Annotated in this window: 18 protein-coding genes; 9 read left to right on the top strand and 9 right to left on the bottom strand. The window is 41.8% G+C overall.

Annotated elements, in window-relative coordinates; all coding sequences use genetic code 11:
• Window positions 1-19 precede the first annotated feature (19 nt).
• Genes ACH11B_RS23340 through ACH11B_RS23330 form a run of 3 tightly spaced genes read left to right on the top strand, consistent with a single transcriptional unit; the run spans window position 20 to window position 5,398 of the window.
• Window positions 20-2,479 carry a hypothetical protein gene (locus tag ACH11B_RS23340; protein ID WP_377610598.1) on the top strand — a complete coding sequence of 820 codons (2,460 nt, stop codon included), beginning with the start codon at window positions 20-22 and terminating at the stop codon, window positions 2,477-2,479.
• Between the two features lie 27 nt (window positions 2,480-2,506).
• On the top strand, window positions 2,507-3,595 hold the full coding sequence (locus ACH11B_RS23335; protein WP_377610596.1) for a hypothetical protein: 1,089 nt from the start codon (window positions 2,507-2,509) through the stop codon (window positions 3,593-3,595).
• A gap of 6 nt (window positions 3,596-3,601) precedes the next feature.
• Entirely contained in the window at window positions 3,602-5,398 is a 1,797-nt protein-coding gene (locus ACH11B_RS23330) for an FAD-dependent oxidoreductase (RefSeq protein WP_377610594.1), read from the top strand.
• A gap of 69 nt (window positions 5,399-5,467) precedes the next feature.
• On the opposite strand, the gene ACH11B_RS23325 is transcribed toward ACH11B_RS23330, so the two are convergent.
• On the bottom strand, window positions 5,468-5,986 hold the full coding sequence (locus ACH11B_RS23325; protein WP_130855319.1) for an antibiotic biosynthesis monooxygenase: 519 nt from the start codon (window positions 5,984-5,986) through the stop codon (window positions 5,468-5,470).
• A 203-nt stretch (window positions 5,987-6,189) separates the two neighbouring features.
• Window positions 6,190-6,600 (bottom strand): hypothetical protein, encoded by a 411-nt coding sequence (locus tag ACH11B_RS23320; protein WP_377610592.1) that lies wholly within the window; start codon window positions 6,598-6,600, stop codon window positions 6,190-6,192.
• Window positions 6,601-7,104: 504 nt separating this feature from the next.
• Here ACH11B_RS23320 and ACH11B_RS23315 point away from each other — a divergent pair.
• Window positions 7,105-7,317, top strand: a complete 213-nt coding sequence (locus tag ACH11B_RS23315; protein WP_130855321.1) for a hypothetical protein — start codon at window positions 7,105-7,107, stop codon at window positions 7,315-7,317.
• Between the two features lie 97 nt (window positions 7,318-7,414).
• On the opposite strand, the gene ACH11B_RS23310 is transcribed toward ACH11B_RS23315, so the two are convergent.
• The gene (locus ACH11B_RS23310) at window positions 7,415-7,849 is read right to left on the bottom strand and encodes a nuclear transport factor 2 family protein (RefSeq protein ID WP_130855322.1); all 435 of its coding nucleotides are present in this window, start codon (window positions 7,847-7,849) and stop codon (window positions 7,415-7,417) included.
• A 413-nt stretch (window positions 7,850-8,262) separates the two neighbouring features.
• Between ACH11B_RS23310 and ACH11B_RS23305 the strand changes: the two genes are divergently transcribed.
• A complete protein-coding gene (locus ACH11B_RS23305; RefSeq protein ID WP_130855323.1) occupies window positions 8,263-9,600 on the top strand; it encodes a carboxylesterase family protein in 1,338 nt (445 codons plus the stop codon).
• Window positions 9,601-9,635: 35 nt separating this feature from the next.
• Here the strand turns inward: ACH11B_RS23305 and ACH11B_RS23300 are convergent, their stop codons facing one another.
• Window positions 9,636-10,208, bottom strand: a complete 573-nt coding sequence (locus ACH11B_RS23300; protein ID WP_130855324.1) for a TetR/AcrR family transcriptional regulator — start codon at window positions 10,206-10,208, stop codon at window positions 9,636-9,638.
• 91 nt (window positions 10,209-10,299) lie between these two features.
• On the opposite strand from ACH11B_RS23300, the gene ACH11B_RS23295 reads away from it, so the two are divergent.
• On the top strand, window positions 10,300-10,902 hold the full coding sequence (locus ACH11B_RS23295; protein WP_377610590.1) for an NAD(P)H-dependent oxidoreductase: 603 nt from the start codon (window positions 10,300-10,302) through the stop codon (window positions 10,900-10,902).
• A 169-nt stretch (window positions 10,903-11,071) separates the two neighbouring features.
• On the opposite strand, the gene ACH11B_RS23290 is transcribed toward ACH11B_RS23295, so the two are convergent.
• Together ACH11B_RS23290 and ACH11B_RS23285 are read right to left on the bottom strand one after the other, a co-directional pair.
• Complete coding sequence (locus tag ACH11B_RS23290) at window positions 11,072-11,962, bottom strand: DMT family transporter (RefSeq protein ID WP_377610588.1); 891 nt, start codon at window positions 11,960-11,962, stop codon at window positions 11,072-11,074.
• Window positions 11,963-12,395: 433 nt separating this feature from the next.
• Window positions 12,396-12,773 (bottom strand): hypothetical protein, encoded by a 378-nt coding sequence (locus ACH11B_RS23285; RefSeq protein WP_013667555.1) that lies wholly within the window; start codon window positions 12,771-12,773, stop codon window positions 12,396-12,398.
• Between the two features lie 351 nt (window positions 12,774-13,124).
• Here ACH11B_RS23285 and ACH11B_RS23280 point away from each other — a divergent pair, with 351 nt between their 5' ends.
• Window positions 13,125-14,684: a sulfatase gene (locus tag ACH11B_RS23280; RefSeq protein WP_130855327.1), complete on the top strand. Its 1,560-nt coding sequence runs from the start codon at window positions 13,125-13,127 to the stop codon at window positions 14,682-14,684.
• A gap of 92 nt (window positions 14,685-14,776) precedes the next feature.
• On the opposite strand, the gene ACH11B_RS23275 is transcribed toward ACH11B_RS23280, so the two are convergent.
• From ACH11B_RS23275 to ACH11B_RS23265, 3 genes are all read right to left on the bottom strand, one after another.
• A complete protein-coding gene (locus ACH11B_RS23275; RefSeq protein WP_130855328.1) occupies window positions 14,777-16,036 on the bottom strand; it encodes an RNA polymerase sigma factor in 1,260 nt (419 codons plus the stop codon).
• Window positions 16,033-16,380, bottom strand: a complete 348-nt coding sequence (locus ACH11B_RS23270; protein ID WP_013667552.1) for a YciI family protein — start codon at window positions 16,378-16,380, stop codon at window positions 16,033-16,035. The genes ACH11B_RS23275 and ACH11B_RS23270 overlap by 4 nt, the downstream gene beginning before the upstream one ends.
• Before the next feature lie 68 nt (window positions 16,381-16,448).
• Window positions 16,449-17,072, bottom strand: coding sequence for an FMN-dependent NADH-azoreductase (locus tag ACH11B_RS23265; protein WP_013667551.1), 624 nt, complete (start codon window positions 17,070-17,072; stop codon window positions 16,449-16,451).
• Between the two features lie 163 nt (window positions 17,073-17,235).
• Between ACH11B_RS23265 and ACH11B_RS23260 the strand changes: the two genes are divergently transcribed.
• Both ACH11B_RS23260 and ACH11B_RS23255 read left to right on the top strand, forming a co-directional pair.
• The gene (locus tag ACH11B_RS23260) at window positions 17,236-18,657 is read left to right on the top strand and encodes a sulfatase (protein WP_377610586.1); all 1,422 of its coding nucleotides are present in this window, start codon (window positions 17,236-17,238) and stop codon (window positions 18,655-18,657) included.
• Between the two features lie 144 nt (window positions 18,658-18,801).
• On the top strand, window positions 18,802-20,247 hold the full coding sequence (locus ACH11B_RS23255) for a S41 family peptidase (protein ID WP_377610584.1): 1,446 nt from the start codon (window positions 18,802-18,804) through the stop codon (window positions 20,245-20,247).
• The last annotated feature ends 2 nt before the right edge of the window (window positions 20,248-20,249 follow it).

The following is a 20,249-nucleotide window of genomic DNA, read 5'->3' as shown; positions in this document are numbered from 1 at the left end:
CAAAAGAAAGATGTTACAAATGAAAAAAATAGTAGGTTATGCGCTGTTGTTCTGCTTACTGAGCGCTTGTGCAGTACAAGAACCTAAAGAGCCGATCCAGATCAGTGGCATTTATCCGCATCTAGCAATGTATAATGATGAGGGCGAATGTGGTACGGGCGCTGTGGTGCCTTGGCAGGATAGGTTATGGGTGATTACTTATGGTCCGCATCTCCCTTTCGGCTCTTCAGACCGTTTATATGAAATAAAGGAGGATATGGAACGGACAATCCACCCGGAAAGTATCGGTGGTACGCCTGCCAATCGTATGATTCACCGTGAAAGTAAACAACTGTTCATCGGCCCATATGCAATTGATTCGACTCGACAGGTACGGGCCATTCAGTACAAAGATATGCCGGGTCGTCTGACGGGCAATGCCCGCCACTTGACGGATCCTGCCAACAAAATATACTACGGAACGATGGAGGAAGGTTTTTATGAGGTGGATGTGCATACGTTAAAACCGCAGTGGCTCTTTGCTGATGAAAATTTGAAACCGGAGCAAAGACGGCAGGTACCCATGGCCAATTTAATCGGATGGCATGGTAAAGGGCTTTATTCAGGACAAGGGGTGCTGGTGTATAGTAATAACGGCGAACGGGGGGATAATGCGCTTCATCATTTCAACGCGCCTTCCGGCGGTCTGCATGAGTGGGACGGCAAGCAGTGGAAAATGATCCGTAGAAATCAATTCACGGAAATAACGGGTCCGGGAGGTATTTATGGAAATGTTAATCCTGGTGAGGATCCTATCTGGACCGTCGGTTGGGATCATAAATCGGTGTTGTTGGGTGTGCGGGGAGCTAATGGTTGGTCATTCTTTCGATTGCCGAAAGCAAGCCATAGTTATGATGGCGCCCATGGTTGGAATACCGAATGGCCGCGGATCAGAAATATAGGTACGGCGGAGAAACCGGACTATTTGATGACTATGCACGGTTTGTTTTGGCGTTTTCCAGGGAATTTTAACCTTAGGCAAACAGCTGGTGTCCGCCCACGATCGGCATACCTTAAGGTGATTGGCGACTTTGCAAGATGGAACGATCGCTTAGTTTTCGGCTGCGATGATTCAGCCGAGCGGGAGTTTCTAAATAAACGAAAGGCAAAGGGGGGCATTGAAGGCCCCGGACAGTCGAATTCCAATTTATGGTTTACTTCGTTGGAAAAACCTGATCTGCTAGGACCAGCTACCGCCGACGGCTCGGTTTGGCAGCAAGAGCATATAGGCGCCGGACAGCTCTCCGATCCCTTTTTGTTTGCAGGTTGGCCGATCCGGTCCTGCTGGTTGTCGAATGACGGTAAGGTTGAAACAAGCTTCACGTTTGAAGTAGATCTGTCAGGTAATGGGCAGTGGCAAACACATAAGGTGGTGAAGGTGTTACCGGGAGAAGCGATACAGGTACCCTTTGATAGGGAAGAAAAAGGAGAATGGATACGGATTAAAAATGCAGTGACAACAAATGCCAGTGCACATTTTACTTACGCACAAACTGAAAAACGTGGACGGGATGCAGCTGATCTTTTTGATGGCTTTGCAAAGACATCTACCTTCAACGGTGGCTTATTGTATGGTTTAGGCGATCAACGAAAGGCCATGGGAATGGTGGCAAGACAATACGAAAAGGGTGAATTAAAAGCGAATATCGGATATTATGAACTGAATGAAAAAATGCAGCTCGTTGCCAAGAAAGATGATACAACTGCAAGGTTTATCGAGCAGCGTTTTGCTATACCAAAAAAAGTGGTACATGTAGATAACGCTTCGGTACTGATTATTGATGATAAAGGACGCAGATGGCGACTTCCAATGGGGAATAAGTCTTTTACGGAATTAATCCATGAGGGAACCTTGCGGATATGCCGCGAAGTGGCTACCGAACGTGACTTGTTTAACTGCCATGGTACCTTTTACGAGTTGCCTGCAGAAAATGCGGATGGGTTTGCAAAGTTGAGACCGGTAGCCTCGCATGCGTTCAACATGAACGATTACGCTTCTTACCGAGGGATGTTGATTATGACGGGGATAGACCCCTCGCAGCTGGAAGCAAACCGAAACGAACATATAATTGTCTCAGAAGATAAGAAGGCTGCGGTTTGGGCCGGTGTGATTGATGATCTATGGAAGCTCGGCAAGCCAAGGGGGGAGGGCGGCCCTTGGAAAGATAGCGAGGTGCGTGAAGGCATCGCCTCCGACCCGTATTTAATCGGGTTCTATGATCAACGGAAATTGAGAATGTCCCACCAGGCAACGGAAAGCGTGATTTTTACTATGGAGGTAGATCCAGGAGGCGATGGTAATTGGATACGTTATAAATCGATCAAGGTACGGCAAGGCGAAAAGGTCGATTTTGATTTTCCGCCGTCATTTCAAGCACGATGGATCCGGTTTAAAGTTGATCGAGATTGTGTTGCAACCGCTTGGCTTTCTTATAGTTAATTTCGATGAACGAGAAGGTTTAAAATTATGATAAGCATGCTTCGCTACGGATTAAGTTTGTTGATGAGCTGTGTATGGCTCGCTTCAGTGCAGGCACAGTCGGCTCGGGAAAGTTATACATTAACAGAGCAGGGTGAGACTTATGAATTGGTGTTGGTTTTTGATGCAGGGAAGCAACCGGTTTATTATTTCCGGGATGTATTTACGCCGGTTTGCCTAGACAATGTCTGCAAACCGGTACGCATTAAATTGTTCTGGGATTTGCTGGGTAATTATCTGCGTTATGAAGTGCCGAAGGCGGAACCTTTGACTAAGTTAGATCATAAAGAATTTACGCGGGAAGACCATAGTAAATTACAGGAAATCCTTTCGAACGAAAACTCGCTCTTAAAGGATTTTAAAATGGAAGACCTCGTAGATTCAACCAGTCAAGGCCTATCAGATTCGGTGGACGCAATTACCGGTGCTACAAAAAACACCGTGAAAGGAGAGGTTATTGAGGGAGCTTTATATACCTGTTATACGCTATGGCACCTGGCACATGGTACGACTCCGGGCGAAATTCTAAAAATTACGCAGAGCAAGTTGAATGACGCCTTGCTGCATCACTTTTTGCGGAGCGACAACTACCATTATGTGTATTTTGCGCTGGGCGAAGTGATGGATACGGAAGGGTTGGTACGTGCAGGCTTTCTAACGGATGTGCTGACTTTGTTGGAAAGCGATAACGTGTTTGCCGCCCGCCGTGTTTGGGAACGGATCAACTTAAGTTATTTTGCCACAGACAAAATGCAAGAGCAATTATGGCACGTTTTTGACCGATCACCTTATACGCAACAAGTAGCTATGTTAAAAAAGATAAGCGAACTGAGTCTGGATTCAGCTGTGGTATTACAAATAGTTGATTACTTACCGCAACTAAATCAGGCCCTATTTAAACAAGCACTGTCAGTATTGGCTAGTCAGGAAACATTATCGAAGGCAGCACAGGAAAAGTTGATGGCTTATCTTACTGCACCGGATAAAGAAAGAGCAAGAGCAGTATATGAAGTGATGAAGCAGCATAAGCAAATACGTGAAAATTTTAACGAACAATTAAGAACTTATAAACCATAAAAAATCATGATAAAACTTATTTTTAGCAGGCATCTACTAAGCTTTGTCGTTTTCTTCTGTATGCAACGTTTGGTAGCACAGGAACAAATATTAATAGAAGCGGAGTCTTTTAAACAAAAGGGAGGATGGGTAATTGACCAGCAATCGTTCCCCGTCCTTCACTCTTCGTATCTGATGGCCCATGGAATGGGCAGGCCGGTTGCAGATGCGAAGACGACGGTGAAGTTTCCAAAGAAGGGTACTTACCGAGTGTGGGTGCGTACAAAAGATTGGGCGCCTTTTCCGGTGGGCCCGGGTAGGTTCAAACTCTTTGTGGATGGTAAGCCTTTGCAGGTAACTTTTGGAGAAAGTGGCGACAGCGCCTGGAAATGGTATAATGGCGGTGACATTAAGGTCGACCGAGATTCGGTTGAGTTGGTGTTACAGGATTTAACCGGATTTAACGGTCGGGTAGATGCTATACTTTTTAATAAGGGAAGTGAGGCTGAGCCCCCAAATGAACTCGCGGCATTGGATATGCTGCGGAATAGACTATTGGGTTTGGCGGCAGGTAGAAAAGAGATGGGAAATTTTGACCTGGTAGTGGTAGGTGGAGGAGTGGCCGGAACCTGTGCTGCTTTATCTGCTGCTCGTTTAGGTCTTAAGGTCGCCTTAATACAGGACAGACCCTTGTTAGGTGGGAACAATAGTTCAGAGGTACGGGTGCATCTGATGGGCGACCTCGATAAAAGTTATTATCCTAAGTTGGGTAGAATTGTACGTGAATTGGATAATGGAGATCCCGGTAACGGCAACCCGAATGCGAAGGAATACGGAGATGCACGTAAGTTTGCAATTGTGAAAGCCGAAAAAAATCTCTCGCTTTTTATCAATACGCATGTTTACCAAGCAGAAACTGAAAACAATACAATTAAAGCCGTTATAGGAAGGAATATTGAGACTAATCAGGAAACGCGTTTTACAGGCGCTTATTTCGCAGATTGTACGGGAGATGGCACCTTAGGCTTCTTGGCGGGTGCTGATTTTAGAATGGGACGTGAGAGTCGAAAGGAAACGGGCGAATCTTTGGCTGCTGATGAGGCAGACGATTTTACCCTTGGAACATCCAATCTCTGGGCATCTATACCGGTTGATAGCGCTACGACTTTTCCCGAGACGCCATGGGCACTTCCGTTTTCAGATGAATACCATATTGATGAAGTACAATCAGATTGGCAATGGGAAACGGGTTTCGGAAACTTTAACACCATTACCGAAGCAGAACAGATACGAGATCATAATCTACGCGCGGTTTACGGAAATTGGTCTTACTTAAAAAATCACAAGCCGGAAAAATATGCTAAGCGTGAATTGGCTTGGGTTGCTTATATTGGCGGAAAGCGCGAATCCAGACGCTTGATGGGCGATCATATCCTTACGCAGATGGATATTCAAGAGGGTAAAATGTATCCGGATGCAACGGTGACAGCTACCTGGACGATAGATCTTCATTTTCCGGACAAAAAGAACAGTTTGTATTTTCCGGACGAGGAATTTTTTGCTGGTACCAAACATATCCGCGTAGCGCCTTACACGATACCTTATCGCAGTCTTTACTCGCGGAATATCAATAATCTTTTTATGGCTGGAAGGAACATTAGTACCACACACGTGGCCTTTGGAAGCACCCGAGTGATGCGTACCTGCGGAATGATGGGCGAGGTGGTGGGAATGGCGGCTTCTATTGCCAAAAAGTATCAAAGCAGCCCACGAAGTGTGTACGAAAAGTATTTATCGGAATTTATGAGAATGATTAAGGATTAAATGAGATGGAGCAAAGGATAGCGACTCTATTCATATAGAAAATAAACAATTTATAAACTGATACAATAGTCAAGGTCTGAGCCAAGGTTTCATCCACTTCGTCAAGGTGGGCATAACTACCCATGTTAAAAGTAACACCATCAGAATCGCCATGATAAAGAGGCGGGCAATGATAGGCACATTTTTTATGAAAGGGCCAAGTGCGAATGACAAAAATGTACTTGTTGGCAGAACACCGCAAAAAGTGGCAATCGCCATTTTCCACCTTGGTGGTGGCACAGGAGAACGGAACCAGGCTTCAAGGCCGCTAAGCTCGCGGTACAGTGTATCTTCGGTGACGCTTGACGCATAAGCTTCCCATTTTTTAAACGCATCCGAACGATAGAAAGCATCTCGTTCAGCCTCATCTTTAAAGGTACGGAGAATGCCGATTTCTCGGTTTTCCGTACCTGGCAGCGCGGTAATCATGGCCGCGCCATGTACGCCGCCGTGCGCAAATGAATCACCTAAAAACTGACGCAGTGCTTCTTTAAATTCTTCTTCTTTTCCCGGTAAAATTTTTCGGGTTATTGCAACATGAATAGGCATATGTTTTTATTTATCAACAGGTAAATATCGCATATAATTTTAAGCTAAGCTTAGTCGGATCCTATTTTTTTGTTTTTCCATAGCGCAGCAAACCGCTGCTAATGCGTTCACAATTCCCAAGTTTTTGGTTTTAACTAGCATGCTTTCTCATGATTTAACCAAATGGGCTTTGGCTAGCGAGGGTTAATCTAAGCGAGTTTGCATTATAAGAAAGAACGTGTTTTTATTGTTTTGTTGCGCGACGTAGGACGAGTTGTTTTGGATGAATTGATTTCTTTTAACACACGGTTATATTCTTCCAATACTTGTATGTATTTTTCCTTCCAGTAGGTGACACTCTCTAAATCCGTAATATTATTGTCTTTCTGAACTGCCGGGACCAATGGTGTGGTTGTATGAAAATCTTCGGTGGAAAACAATTCCGGAAACTCAAAGGAAAAGTCATAATTGAGTGCTTTGCCGATTTTCAATATGATATCCCGTCTCAGTTTGGGTTGACTGAACCAGTTGTACATAGATCGTCTATTGACATTGATCGTTCGACTTAGGTCCGTAATACTATAGCCGTTTCTTCGGATGGTTCGCTCGATGATCTCCCCGTGATGCTTATTCATTTGATACTTAAATATTCAGTTAGGTGCTATGGTTGTTTGGATCCCGAATGGTAACCTAAAATGCATAACTGTAGCTTATAACGCATTCATTCAGCTTTTATTGTCTTCTGCTGACAATACGGTTATATTTTGCCAATTTGTGCGTAAATCATATGCAGGAGGCCGCTTTGGCAGCAGGGCGTCTTTAGATGCCCCAATACGTTGAATAAAGTCAACGTATTGGGGCATGGTATTTAGTGCCCATGATGATCTGTCCTAAAATTAAGCACATTGGTTGACATACATTGTTTTCTTCCTTGTTAGTTACGACGGCAATAAGAAGAGTGTAAATACCCTATAACTCTTTTATAGAATAGAGCGTCAACTGAATCACCGGCAATGAATTTGCGCTGACATTAAAAGCTTATGAAAATTGTGAACAGCTTGTTACATTTTTAATAGTGGAATCGTTATAAAGAGAGTGTATACCGAAAGGTAAAGGGTAGGATTTTAATTGAACAAATTATGCAAAATTTTTGGATGAAAGTAAGGGGTGACTTTTACAACGTCAATATAACATCGATACAGGGCATGCAATTATGTATGGTAGACATTATGAACGAGCAAGTTACTTTTGAGTTTCCACAAAAGGAGGCCTGTCGTTTTCAAGCAAAGCGTGTCGACCCGAGTTTATTAAGAGAATTTGCACATAGGATTGAAAGTTATCTGCAAAGTTAACTCGGCAAATTAAAACCGGTATCTCTATGTTTAGATGGCGCTTAAGAAGGGCCCCGCTAAAAGACGGAGCCTTCCATATTTTTTATAGTGGACAGTTTTATTCGAAGGTACTTATAACCTGGTTGATCTGATAGCCCTGATCGGTTTGCGAGATGGTCACATAATCGATGCGTGAAAACTCTTTGTATTTCATTTCGATTTTAGCAATCGTTACGCCATCGTTTTCTTCTAAGATACTATAATCCGTTTCGCAATTCTGCTGTACATTTCGTTGATTTTTTAAGAAACTGACTAGCTGTTTTTTGTTAAAGCTATTACCCTTTTTTCTTTGCACAATGCGCTGATGAAACTGTTCACTAAATAGTTGCTCTATGTTAGTAAGCTGTCCATTGGTTACAGCATCTGAATAACGATCTAAGGTTTGATTAATAGCTGCTATATTGGAGCGTTTGGCCGGTTTAGGTGTTGCAGAAAATGCAACAGTACCTGTTAATACAATGGCTGCGATGATGGAGGTGATGAACGTTTTCATAATTGTAAATTTTATCGAGTTAATTTTTTAGTGTTCTATGCCAAGTGCATGACATAATTGTTCCGCTTTATTTAAAATGTTGTCTTGTAGTTACTTATGTGTTTAAGCTGTTCTCGTTTCTGTACGAAAACGTACATCATCTGTCCTATGGCGGACAGCGTTGGGTGCTTGCATGTTTTGCTTTGAACAACATCTTGATATTTATCTTGTTGATTCAAATCTAGGAAGTGGATTGCGCTTGACCGAGAAAAAATAGGTGAACAGCAGAAAATAATCGGTAAATGGAGGCGTGAGACGGTGAAGAAACACATAGGTTTGTTGGAACGCTTCTAAAAGATAAGCTAAGGTCATATATAACGACTATTTCCTATATTCGCAGCTATAAGGTATACATAAGTTGCCTTAAATCATAAATGACCAATACGAGTTTTAGAACGTTAGCGGGCACGATACAGGGATGGCAGGATGGAGCTGTTATAAGGGCGACAGGTATTCCCTATGCGATAGCAGAGCGCTATGAAAAGCCCCGGGAGATAATCGGTTTGGGCAGTATAGAACCTTATATGGCGACCAACTGGTCGCCGGCTTGTCCACAATCCTTTTCTCCTGTATTAAAGGAGGTGTTTGGCATGGATATGATGGATGAATTGCCCCTGAATGAGAATTGTCAGCACTTGTCGATTACAATTCCCGCTAGTACCCCTGTATCAGCGGGCTTGCCGGTAATGGTCTGGATTCATGGAGGTTCATATCTTACCGGTGCAGGGGATATGACAGCTTACGACCCAGCCTTGCTTGTCAGTGAACAGCAGGTGGTGGTTGTTAATGTGACTTATCGATTAGGTTTATTTGGTTTTTTAGGGGGATATAATGATATACCGGCGAATCTGGGACTGCTTGACATTATAGCTGCGTTACGGTGGATAAAAAGGCATATTGACGCGTTTGGCGGAAATCCGGAAAATATTACCCTTTTTGGTCAGTCAGCGGGTGGCGATGCCATTGCGCACCTGATGTTAGCGGAGGGCGTAGAAAATCTATTTCATAGAGTCATCATTCAAAGCGCACCTTTAGGGATCAGGAAGGGAAAAGCATCACTTACTGAAACCTTGATAAAGAAAGTGGCTGCTTTCCCCAAAAATTCACCGGTAAACAAGCTTTTGGATATACAGAATACGATGCTATTTTCCATGAAACGGGTAGGATTGAAGGGGGGAATGCCTTTTGGTGTCCAATATGGATTTGAGCCACTTCCTCACGAAGAAAGGACAGAAGAGGTTTGGCGAAAAAGGGCAAATCAATGGGATATACTGATCGGGTGGACAAACCGCGAAACAGCGCTTTTTGCTCCCTATATTAAGCTGGTACAACACTTATCTTACGTGCCTGTGTTCGGTAAAGCGATGTTAGAATGGCTGATCCGTAAGACAACAGATAGCGTGTACCGAACTTCAGGAAGAGCTTTTGCAGAATTAATGGCAAGCGGCCATAGGCAAGTGTATGAATATCAGATTGATTGGGGCGAGAAGAAAAATAACTTTAGAGGAGCGCATGTGATTGATATCCCGCTTTTATTCGGTAATGAGCAGCTATGGAAGAATGCGTTGTTTTGCAAGGGAAGCTCGCCTGAAGAGCTACGCCTTGCCGGAAGACGTCTGCGTACCGTATGGGCAAACTTTGCGCGGACCGGCGTCTTGGAGGAAAAAAAGACGATACCTGGACTTATTAGCTATAAACGCGTAAACGTTTAAAAGCTCGTCTATTTCGAAGGCCTCATAAAGGGAGGTCATTTCTTCCTCGTCATCTGTGATATAATTTCAGACAGCATCTCCACAATTGCGTTCCGTTCGAGCGGTAAATCTGCGCCCATGATCTCATAACCATCCGCGTAAGGAATCAATAATGATACTACTTTTTCAGGACAGGGAGTAAATTGCGAAATCAATTGAACCAACCAGTTCGCATAATTCCTGTAGAAGCGATGAACGGTTTCGGCGAGTTCTTTGTCTCTCAACATAAGGGCCCAGAGCTCTCGAAAAATGCTATGATCATAATCGTTAATTCCGTCTACAATCAACATCTCAAGTAATTTTTTAATGAAGCCGTTAGTGGATGCACGATCGTTTACATTAATGGTAGACAGTTCACTGAGTATTGTTTTCTCACATTGCCGAAAGAAAAATTCGCACATCGCTTGAAATAGCTTGGTCCGATCCGGGAAATAGTATTGCAAATTACTAAGTGTTATACCCGTTTTATTCGCAACCTGTCGCATCGTTACACCACTACTTCCTTCTGCTTTTAAAATCGCTATCGTCTGTTTAAGAATGTCGGCCGTTACGTTTTCTCTTTTTGACATAAAGAAGATAAATCAATTTTGCTTTATAGGTCATTTGACCTATTTTTGTTTTGGTCATTTGACCTATTTTTTGATATACAATTTAAATATAATGGAAAAAAAGAATATTTTAGTGATTAACGGTCATCCTGACAAAGAAAGTTTTAACCAATTGATTGCCGACCGCTATATAGATACAGCGGTTTCTTTCGGTGCAGATGTGCGCAGTCTCATGCTGGGAGAGCTCGATTTCGAACCCAATCTCAAGTATGGTTATAGAAAACGTATGGAATTAGAACCGGATCTATTGATGGCCTTAGACAATATTTTATGGAGTGATCATCTGGTTTGGGTTCATCCTTTATGGTGGTGGAGTTATCCGGCTGTGATGAAAGGTTTTATTGACCGACTCTTCCTTCCAACGATTGCTTTTGAAAGCAGAGAAGATGGTTCTTATAATAAATTATTCAGTGGCAGGACTGCTCGAATTATCTGTACTGCTGATACATCGGAAGAGGATTATATTGAACAGTATAAAGGTTCCGCTTTTTTACAGCTGAAGGAAGGGACCTTGGAGTTTTGTGGAATTACGCCGGTGTACACGACTTACTTAAGCCCGATTTATCAAGTGGGTAAAGAGCGCTTGGATCACTACCTAGAAATTGTTTCGAAGACTGCGGAAGAAGATATTCATCGGTTGAACATGAGCAAGTAGCGGGAGTAGGCCCTGCTACGCGACAATTATTTAAATCGTTCAAAATTAGCCCGCGAAGGCGTTGGTAGGTCTGTCTAGTCGGTTGAGATAGTAGAGCGGTTAGACTTTTTAATTTCGCCATGATGGACTATCAACGGAAATGAGGTTTAGGGTCAATACGGAATAATTCCTACGATTTGATTCTTACCGTCTTCAACCGTTTTCTCCGAGCGATTAATGATTGTAGTACAACCGACGTCATCACGAAAGTGCAACCCACATAAAACGATAGGTTCACTTCCTTACCTTCATTAAATAGCCAGAATGCCAGTATTATGGCGTATATCGGTTCCAGATTAAAACTCAAGTTGACGGTGAATGCGGAGATCTGTTTTAAACTCTCTGCAAATAGCATATATAAAAGGACGGTACAGAATAGTGCTAAGAAAAGCAGGTATAGAAGATCGGTTAGACCGGGAAATAGATTGTCTGTTGGAAAATAACGGAGATACAATGGCATTAACAACGCTAAAACACAAGTTCCGCTAATCATCTGATAATAGTTAATGACTTTACTGTCATAATTTTTGACCAGTCGTTCATTAAAAATAGTATAAAGTGCTGCAAAGGAGGAAGAGATCGTTCCAATCAGAATACCGAGTTGATAAGAGGTGTCAAAATGAAAGATTAAGCTGATACCGAGCAACGTCAAAGCACTCAGGACAAGTTCCGTAGGTACAAACTTTTTTTTATTGATTAGCGGTTCGAAAATAGCTGTGAAGAAGCTGGTGAGGCAGTAGCATACGACGCCAATGGATACGTTAGCATACTTGATGCTTGCATAAAACAGCACCCAATGGGTCATCAGCAAAAGTCCGACCTTTCCGATCGCTATTTTTTCCCGAAAATGAAGCATTCGGCCTTTGCGCGTAAAACGAAGAATGACGAAAAGAAAAAGCGACGCAAAGAGCATTCGATACCATACGAGGAGCCCTTCATTGAGGGTAATAAGTTTTCCGAAGATACCGGTGAAGCCAGCCAGAATTACAGCAATATGTAATAGCAGATATGATTTTTTCATTTGAATTGCCTATTTATTGATGACGGTTAACGTTTTTTTATAAATGATATGCGTATTACAACAGCGGATTCTTATAACCCGAGTACGCAAGTTCATGTTGAAAAACTAACAGGTTGGCGGGGGAAGGCAACTCTTGCTATTCATACTAATAGATGTTTTTGCAAATAAAAGAAATATTTTCCGATTTTTATCAGCTAATTTGCTTTCATGTGAAGAGCAAAATTATGAATTTATGCAATGGAATGGGGACGAATGCGTCAGAAAGAATATTGAATCGCTTCCTTCTATACAATAGCTAATGAAAGAAAAAGTTTTTGATTTATGTGTAGATGAAATTTGGAAGTTTTGAGAAAAAAGAAAGGAGGGTGTCTAAAGGGTGACAGGTTGAACGTCACCTTTCTTGTGAACACCCTCTTTCTCGTTTTTACTCGTTTTAGGCTAGGACGGTAGTTCTACCAAATTGTTGTGTTTGTCTTGCTAAGGCAACATTATACTCTTCCAAAAGGCTGATGTATTTGTCTTTCCAATAAGAGATCTCTTCGACCTGTTGAATGGTGGCTGAAAAGTTCTGCTTACTTTTTTCAATTTCGCGTTGAAAGTCTTCAGAGGTGAATAGTTCGGGAAATTCTTTAGAAAAATCATGACGAATTGCGACTCCGATTTTAAAAATGATCTCAGGTTTGAATCTTGCCTGAGCAAACCAATTATAAATCGATCGTCTGTTTACTTTCATCATCCGACTCAATTCACTGATACTGTAACCGTTTCTTCGAATCGTCATTTCGATAATTTCTCCATAATGCTTGTCCATAGATAGTATTTGTTTTTTTGTGATGCAAAGATTGGGAAAAACGGAGAAATAATCTACAGGTGGAATACTGTAAATGGCACAGGAAAAACCCTGTTTTTTGAGAAAAAATGATAGGTATATTGCTTATTTGTTCGATAATTGTTATCATAATCTCACATGGCCAATTAGTGAAGCGCGTAAGAATGTGACGAACCGCGAAGTGCTTATTAATAAAGTGCATCGAAGGCAGTGGGCCACATCCTAAGTAGTTTGTTCTTCAAATCAAGATCTATATACCTATAAACAAAGGAGATGCTGACACCGCATTTGAAAAAAATATTGTAGATTTAGCGGTGAACGATAAATAAAATTATGGTGAAAAAAATTAGTATTTGCTTGCTTGCATTCGGAATTGCGCTGGCTAGCTGTAATCAAAACACAAAAAAGTCAGAAGGTAAACCGCAAAAACCCAATATTATATTCATTTTTTCCGATGATCACGCTTACCAAGCAATCGGTGCCTATGGTAGTAAATATGCACGCACACCGAATATTGATCGCATTGCAAAGGAAGGGGCTATCTTTAATAATTTCTTAGTAACGAATTCGATCTGCGGACCCAGCAGAGCAAATTTACTGACGGGAAAATACAGTCATGAAAATGGTTACTTGGGCAATGAAGGGAAATTCAATGTAGAGCAACAACTCTTTAGTCGTTTGTTAAAACAAGCAGACTATCAGACCGCTTGGATCGGTAAATGGCACTTAGGGACATTGCCCGGCGATGCCTTTGATTATTGGAATATCTTACCTGGGCAAGGGCATTATTACAACCCCGATTTTATTAACCAAGCGAATGATACTACCCGAATTGAGGGATATGTGACTAATATTATTACAGATCTAGCGACGAACTGGTTGGATAGTCGTGATACAGATAAACCGTTTTTCTTAGTGGTAGGAGAGAAGGCTACCCATCGCGAATGGCTACCCGATCTAGAAGACTTAGGAGCTTACGATGATGTTAATTTTCCCCTGCCGGAAACTTTTTATGATGCTTATGCAGGAAGAAAAGCAGCAGCGGATCAGGATATGACCATCGAAAAAACGATGCGCTTAAAACAAGATCTAAAGGTGAATTTAGATTATGGAGTTAGTAAAAATGGTGTCTATAATCGTTTTACTGATGCACAAAAGGAGCGTTTCAGTACCTACTATAATAAAATATCGGAGGAATTTGACTCAAAGAAGCTAAGTGGGAAGGCCCTCACCGAGTGGAAATACCAACGTTATATAAGAGATTACCTCTCCACTGCGAATGCACTGGATCGTAACATCGGCAAGTTGTTGGCATATTTAGATGAAAAGGGCTTAGCAGAAAACACGATTGTAATCTATGGTTCGGATCAAGGGTTTTATCTGGGAGAACATGGCTGGTTTGATAAACGTTTTATCTATCAAGAGTCACTAAAAACGCCGTTTCTAATTCGGTACCCCGGCGTAGTAAATCCGGGCACTAAGATTGACCAGCATGTATTGAATATCGATTGGGCGCCTACTTTGCTTGAAATTGCGGGTGTAACGGTTCCAAAGGATATTCAGGGCCAGTCCTTTCTTCCCGTTTTGCAGGCCAATGGAAGGGATGTGAGAACTCGAGAGGCGAGCTATTATCATTATTATGAATTTCCGGAGCCTCATCACGTGTCTCCTCATTTTGGCGTTACCACGGAGCGTTACAAACTGGTGCGTTTTTATAAAGGGCAGAATGCTTGGGAATTGTATGACTTGCAAAAAGACCCACAGGAACTTCATAATGTTTACGAAGACGAGGCTTATCAGACGACAATTGAAGAATTGAAAGATAAACTCAAAAAGTTAATCGACGAATATCGGGATAAAGAAGCGGCTACCGTCTTTTCACAGCAAATTTAAGGAGAAGCGTAGGTTTTAACGGCCGGTCTGTCAGGAGGCTGTCCTGAGTGGCTGGCCGTTTCCGATTCTTTTCCGGTAGATTTCTATGATGGTTACTTCGGTGCTCGCAAGATGGGAAGCTTTGCTCTTAGTCGAATTATTTCTTTCATTAGTTGTTCTTTGGCAGCCGGAGATTGCTTTTTATTTATGGCTTTTTGGTAATGCTCGATTGCCCGGTCTTTATTAATTGATGCGTAAAGATAACCCAATAGCTCGTGCCATCCCTCATGTTGTGTTAACCCGGTTTTTTCTAATTCTTCGATGGCTTTTTCGTGACCGTATACTTTTCCATAAGCAAAAAACCTGTTTAAAGTTCTTGGTGGAGTCGGGGCCAGTTGGAGGAGCTGGTCATAAAGATCAAGAATGTTATTCCACTTTTCTTTATGCAGGGTGGTGTGCCAGTAAGCAATACTTGCCTCCAGATGATAACTTGACATCTCATTACCATGGCATGCTTCAAGCATATAGTAATGCCCTCTTTCAATCAAGCTGCTGTCCCAACGTTCCCGGTCTTGCTCATCAAAGCGGAGCGGCTCACCATGCTCATTCATTCTGGCATCCAGTCGTGAACTTTGATAGCACATCAAAGCCATCAAGGCATTAGCTTGAGCGGTATTTGTTATTTGATTTTCCAATAATAAGAGGGCCAAGCGAATGGCTTCTGCGCATAAGTCTTTTCTTATGATCTGACTGTTGCTTTTGGAATAATACCCTTCATTATAAAGTAAATATAACACTTTCAGAACCGTTTCAGAACGCGCTTTGATTTCCTGCTCATTCAGTTCGTTAATACGAAATTTTATTTTTCGTAGGTTATTCCGAGCACGATACAGTCTTTTTTTTATGGTTTCCGTTTTAGTGAGGAAGGCCTGGGCAAGCTCCTCAACACTAAAACCTGAAAGTATCTGCAAAGCAAGGCATATTTGGGATTCGGGAGAATTGTGTGAGTCGCATACCGCAAACATCATGGCTAAAACGCTGTCGGCAATATATTGTCGCTCTATAAGAGAATCACTTGCTATAAACGACTCACTTAGTTCCTTAATCGTGTTACGCTTAGACTGAAAGAGTGTATCTCGTTTAATAAAATCTTTCGCTTTGTTTTTTGCTACGGTATACAACCAAGCCGCCGGATTATCGGGTATTCCGTTTACTCCCCAATATTCAGCGGCTTTTAAAAATGCATCACTAACGATATCTTCAGCTATTTCTAAGTTGACGAGCCCAAAATGACGACATAATACTGCCGTCATTTTCGTATATTCAGATCTAAAAAGATGCGATAATTCGTTTTCTTTTGAAAAATTGCTCACGATTTTTGCTCGTATAGTTGCACGACTTCTCGTATTTCGATGCTACCTCCGACCTTAAAGATCGGGTTTGTCTTGGCCAATTCAACAGCCTCCTCGATTGTTTCCGCTCGCACGATGAGATACCCGCTGACAAATTCCTTTATTTCGGTATAGGGACCATCGGTTACAACGTGATCGGCGTGTACCGTTTTTGCTTCAGTGACGGATAAGGTATTTCCTTTATTGACCAGTTTATTTTGAGCGGCTAGCCCGGCTAGCCAAGCCATTCGCTCCTGTAATTGCTCGAGCGACGGTTTTTTGTCTGATTGACTACTCAACCTGAAAAGTAAGGTGAATTCTTTCATGATTTTCGATATTTCTTGTTACGACGAATGAAATTTCCAAAAGAGGACAAGCGCGCTAACTTTTTGTATTAAAGTTCGGTCTTTTCAACGATATTGCGGGTAATAAAATCGTAATTCGCCTGAAATCCGGCTTCGGCAGTACCTTCTATTCGAAGTGAAGTTATGTCATTGATTCCAATAAAACCTAAAATCGTAAAGAGATAATCTTCAATATAGTTCTTAATGGGATCGGAAGTGCTGTCCGGATAGCGGCCTCCTGTACTAATGGCTAAAAAGGCCTGCTTATCCGGGAATAATCCAATACGCTTACCATCGGGCAGATATCGAAAGGATTCACCCAGCCGAACCAACTGGTCGATCCAAGCTTTTAATGCGGCATGTATAGTGAAGTTATACATCGGTGCGCCTATGACTAAAATATCGGCGCTTTTAACTTCCTGAAGAATTTTGTCGGAATACATAATAGCCTGACGTTCTGCTTCGGATCTGTTGTTCGCTGTGTTAAAAAATGACGACAGATGGGAAACTGTCAAAAACGAAGGCTGATCTTGTAATAAATGGTTTTCCACGACTTCACTTTCCGGATAGGCTGTTAGAAGTCGTTTAATGATAGCGCGCCCCAAACGAATACTTTGCGATTCTGCTCCGCGCGGACTAGAGATTACGTGTAAAATGTTTTTTTTCCGGTGCATACATGATGTTTTTATTATATGCATGACGACCGAACTCAATAAAAGGGGACACTGACAGACCACAGTAAATAATTGAGACAAAACTGCTAAATTTTGATCAACTTATCCTTTGTATGTTTCTTATCTTTGGATAAGGACCGCCAATTAACCATGTTTACGACATATGATGATCATCTTACTACGCACTAACTTTATTTCAGTACGGATTTTAAACGCTCTTTTGCTTTTAGCTTTGCTTGTCGCTTGTTTACAACGCGCGCAAGCGGCCCTTCCTAATAAAGACGAAAAGCCGAATATTATAATAATAATGGCCGATGACCTTGATTCCAAACAATTGAGCTGCTATGGTGGGGTCAATATAAAGACAAAATATATTGACCAACTAGCCTCCGAAGGTATGAAGTTCAACACCCTTGTTGCTTCCGAAGCTATGTGTGTGCCTACTAGAGCTTCACTGTTTACCGGCCTGTATCCCGCCAGACACGGTGCTTATCAAAATCACAAACAAGTTTATCCGGAGCTAAAAAGCATCATCCATTACCTGAATGCGGTTGGTTATCGGGTCGGTCTTGCCGGTAAGGATCACGTTACTAAGCCGGTTTCCATATTTCCATTTGATCGGGTAGGTGGCTTTGAGCCGAATTGTGTGTCTCAAACAGATAATTATACCTTAGATAGCGTGAGGAGCTATATAAAACAAGAAGACCCCTTTTGTCTTTTTGTAATGAGTATTAATCCTCATGCGCCATGGACTGTGGGAGATCCAACGGAATTCGACCCATCAAAATTAAAACTACCGCCTCATTGGGTGGATACAGATTTAACACGCCGGCAATTCTGCAATTATTTGGCAGAAATACGTCGGCTGGATAATCAGGTAGGTGATATCATTAACGTATTAAAGGAAACGGGTAAGGAAGACAATACCATGGTTATTTTTCTTGGCGAACAAGGTCCGCAATTTCCGGGAGGAAAATGGACTCTGTATGACAACGGACAAAAAAGTTCTATGATTGTTAAATGGCCGGGCGAGGTGGATGCGGGTACTAAAACGGATGCGATTGTTCAATATGAAGATATTATGCCAACCTTGCTAGATATAGCGGGCGGTAAGTCTATAAAAGCACTGGACGGATTTAGCTTTAAGCAGGTTTTATTAAACAAGGCAAGCACACATCGTGATTTTGCTTATGGTATTCACAATAACATACCGGAAGGGCCTGCTTATCCTATTAGAAGTATTCGCGATCTTCATTATAAATATATCCGCAATTTATTGCCGGACTCAACCTATTACATTAAATATATGATGAATACCGACAAAGACAATTTGGCATGGACAAGCTGGGTTCGAAAAGCGGAAAATGATAAGTCGGCGGTACCACTTATAGAGCGAATTGCTCATCGTCCCGCAGTGGAGTTATACGACCTAAAAAGGGATCCGTATGAGTTGAATAATTTAGCGGAAAACCCGGAATACCGCAGTCTACTTGAGAAATATGCCAGACAACTGGATAATTGGCTGGCCTCTCAAGGCGATCGTGGGATAGCAATGGATGTGCCTCTGAACAGACACAAACAATAAGATGCCGTGTGGCACGGATGCTTTATATATTAGTATCTGCGGCTTGTTCAAGATTGTATGGAGCTATTTTCTTTTCTGTTTTCTTAATAATTTGCATCTTTGGTAGCCGTGAAGGAAGAGAGGACGACTTCAATTATTACCTATATGATATCAAAAAAGAATATAAACCTGCTTTTAGCTAACTTATTATTGTTTTCAGGTTATGCGCTCGGGCAAAGCACTTGTAATTGCCTCGATAATCTTCAAAAAGCTATCCAACGTGTCGAGGCGGATTATGCAGGCTTTCCCGATAAAATAACTGAAAAAAATGACGTTGCTTATGCTCGGCTGAAAGACAGGTTAAAAAAGAGGGCTATATCTTTAAATGATCCAATAGCTTGTTACGGTGTATTGAGCGATTATGTGAATTATTTTTATGATAAGCATTTTAGGATTGAATATAATGCACCGATTGATAGTGTTGTGATTGAAATAGATGCGGAACAGGTAATGAAGACTTCAACTACATCAAAACCTAACTCGATAACGGGTATTTGGAAGAATCCGGAAGGCACTGAAATAGCCATTTTTAAGCAAAAAGATCGCAGTTACCAAGCGGTAAAATTGGTGTCTGCTGCGGATGATTTTCCTAAAGGCTTCGTTTATTTTACCTTGACTCCAAAGGGCAACAACTATACAGTCAAGCTTTATAATCGTAAAATCAATTTGGAGATCCCTGCTAAGCAGGTTGGCAATTTACTACGCATCTGGAATTTTCAATTATGGGCTAAAGTGGGTAATGCGCCCTTAAGCGAAGGGGAGAAAGCCGAATGGGCAAGCTGGCAGGAACATAAAAAGGGCTTGCTGTTTAAAAAATTAAACCCTGATTTAGCTTATTTGAAAATTCCTACGTTTGATGGTAATGAAGGCGCAATACAATCGCTTGTTTCTGAAAACGATTCGGTTATTAGGAATAGCAAATACCTAATTATCGACTTAACGGGGAACGCTGGAGGGAGTGCAGGATGGGTAGCCCTTATGCCCTATCTGATGACTAATCAGGTCAATCAAAAATCTTCTTTACTTCGTGTATCAAAAGCAAATGTGACTAATAAGCTACGAGACTTGGAACCTTTTGTTAAAAGTCCCATTCCCAATGAATACAAGAAGTATTTTCCAAAAGAAACGCTCGCTCAATACCAAAAGGCTTATCGGGATTTACCCTCAACGAGTCAGGTCTTTTATCCTACACCTGCCGTTAATTTTCCTTTGGAAGCTGTTTTAAAGTATCCCGAAAAAGTAGCTTTGATTGTCGATGATTTTGGAGGTAGCGCTACAGAATATTTTTTTTATCTAACAAAACAGAGCAAAAAAGTAATTAGTTATGGAGAACCTACAATAGGCATGATGGATTATGTTGGGATGTCTATCCCGACAACGCTTCCTTATAAGGCTTTTAAGTTATACATTCCGATAGAGAAATCCAGTTGGACAGATGAACATCCTATTGACAGAACTGGATTCGAACCACAAGTGCCCATTGCTGGAAGACAGGAAGATTGGCTAACATATATTATAAAGGATCTACCAAGCAGACCGTTAAACTTGTAAAT

It is taken from the genome of Olivibacter sp. EAT-5, assembly GCF_044784325.1.
Classification (GTDB): Bacteria; Bacteroidota; Bacteroidia; order Sphingobacteriales; family Sphingobacteriaceae; genus Olivibacter; species Olivibacter oleidegradans.
The sequence above is the reverse complement of the archived record's forward strand: the minus strand, read 5'-3'. Positions and strand labels throughout refer to the sequence as shown.

What these genes read in the sequence shown, in the direction of transcription:
- ACH11B_RS23255 (WP_377610584.1), top strand. Translation starts at nt 18,802, where the DNA reads ATGATATCAAAAAAGAATATAAACCTGCTTTTAGCTAACTTATTATTG.
- ACH11B_RS23315 (WP_130855321.1), top strand. Translation starts at nt 7,105, where the DNA reads ATGCAAAATTTTTGGATGAAAGTAAGGGGTGACTTTTACAACGTCAAT.
- ACH11B_RS23285 (WP_013667555.1), bottom strand. Translation starts at nt 12,773, where the DNA reads ATGGACAAGCATTATGGAGAAATTATCGAAATGACGATTCGAAGAAAC.
- ACH11B_RS23295 (WP_377610590.1), top strand. Translation starts at nt 10,300, where the DNA reads ATGGAAAAAAAGAATATTTTAGTGATTAACGGTCATCCTGACAAAGAA.
- ACH11B_RS23340 (WP_377610598.1), top strand. Translation starts at nt 20, where the DNA reads ATGAAAAAAATAGTAGGTTATGCGCTGTTGTTCTGCTTACTGAGCGCT.
- ACH11B_RS23325 (WP_130855319.1), bottom strand. Translation starts at nt 5,986, where the DNA reads ATGCCTATTCATGTTGCAATAACCCGAAAAATTTTACCGGGAAAAGAA.
- ACH11B_RS23280 (WP_130855327.1), top strand. Translation starts at nt 13,125, where the DNA reads ATGGTGAAAAAAATTAGTATTTGCTTGCTTGCATTCGGAATTGCGCTG.
- ACH11B_RS23290 (WP_377610588.1), bottom strand. Translation starts at nt 11,962, where the DNA reads ATGAAAAAATCATATCTGCTATTACATATTGCTGTAATTCTGGCTGGC.
- ACH11B_RS23335 (WP_377610596.1), top strand. Translation starts at nt 2,507, where the DNA reads ATGATAAGCATGCTTCGCTACGGATTAAGTTTGTTGATGAGCTGTGTA.
- ACH11B_RS23300 (WP_130855324.1), bottom strand. Translation starts at nt 10,208, where the DNA reads ATGTCAAAAAGAGAAAACGTAACGGCCGACATTCTTAAACAGACGATA.
- ACH11B_RS23270 (WP_013667552.1), bottom strand. Translation starts at nt 16,380, where the DNA reads ATGAAAGAATTCACCTTACTTTTCAGGTTGAGTAGTCAATCAGACAAA.
- ACH11B_RS23330 (WP_377610594.1), top strand. Translation starts at nt 3,602, where the DNA reads ATGATAAAACTTATTTTTAGCAGGCATCTACTAAGCTTTGTCGTTTTC.
- ACH11B_RS23260 (WP_377610586.1), top strand. Translation starts at nt 17,236, where the DNA reads ATGATGATCATCTTACTACGCACTAACTTTATTTCAGTACGGATTTTA.
- ACH11B_RS23310 (WP_130855322.1), bottom strand. Translation starts at nt 7,849, where the DNA reads ATGAAAACGTTCATCACCTCCATCATCGCAGCCATTGTATTAACAGGT.
- ACH11B_RS23265 (WP_013667551.1), bottom strand. Translation starts at nt 17,072, where the DNA reads ATGCACCGGAAAAAAAACATTTTACACGTAATCTCTAGTCCGCGCGGA.
- ACH11B_RS23305 (WP_130855323.1), top strand. Translation starts at nt 8,263, where the DNA reads ATGACCAATACGAGTTTTAGAACGTTAGCGGGCACGATACAGGGATGG.
- ACH11B_RS23320 (WP_377610592.1), bottom strand. Translation starts at nt 6,600, where the DNA reads ATGAATAAGCATCACGGGGAGATCATCGAGCGAACCATCCGAAGAAAC.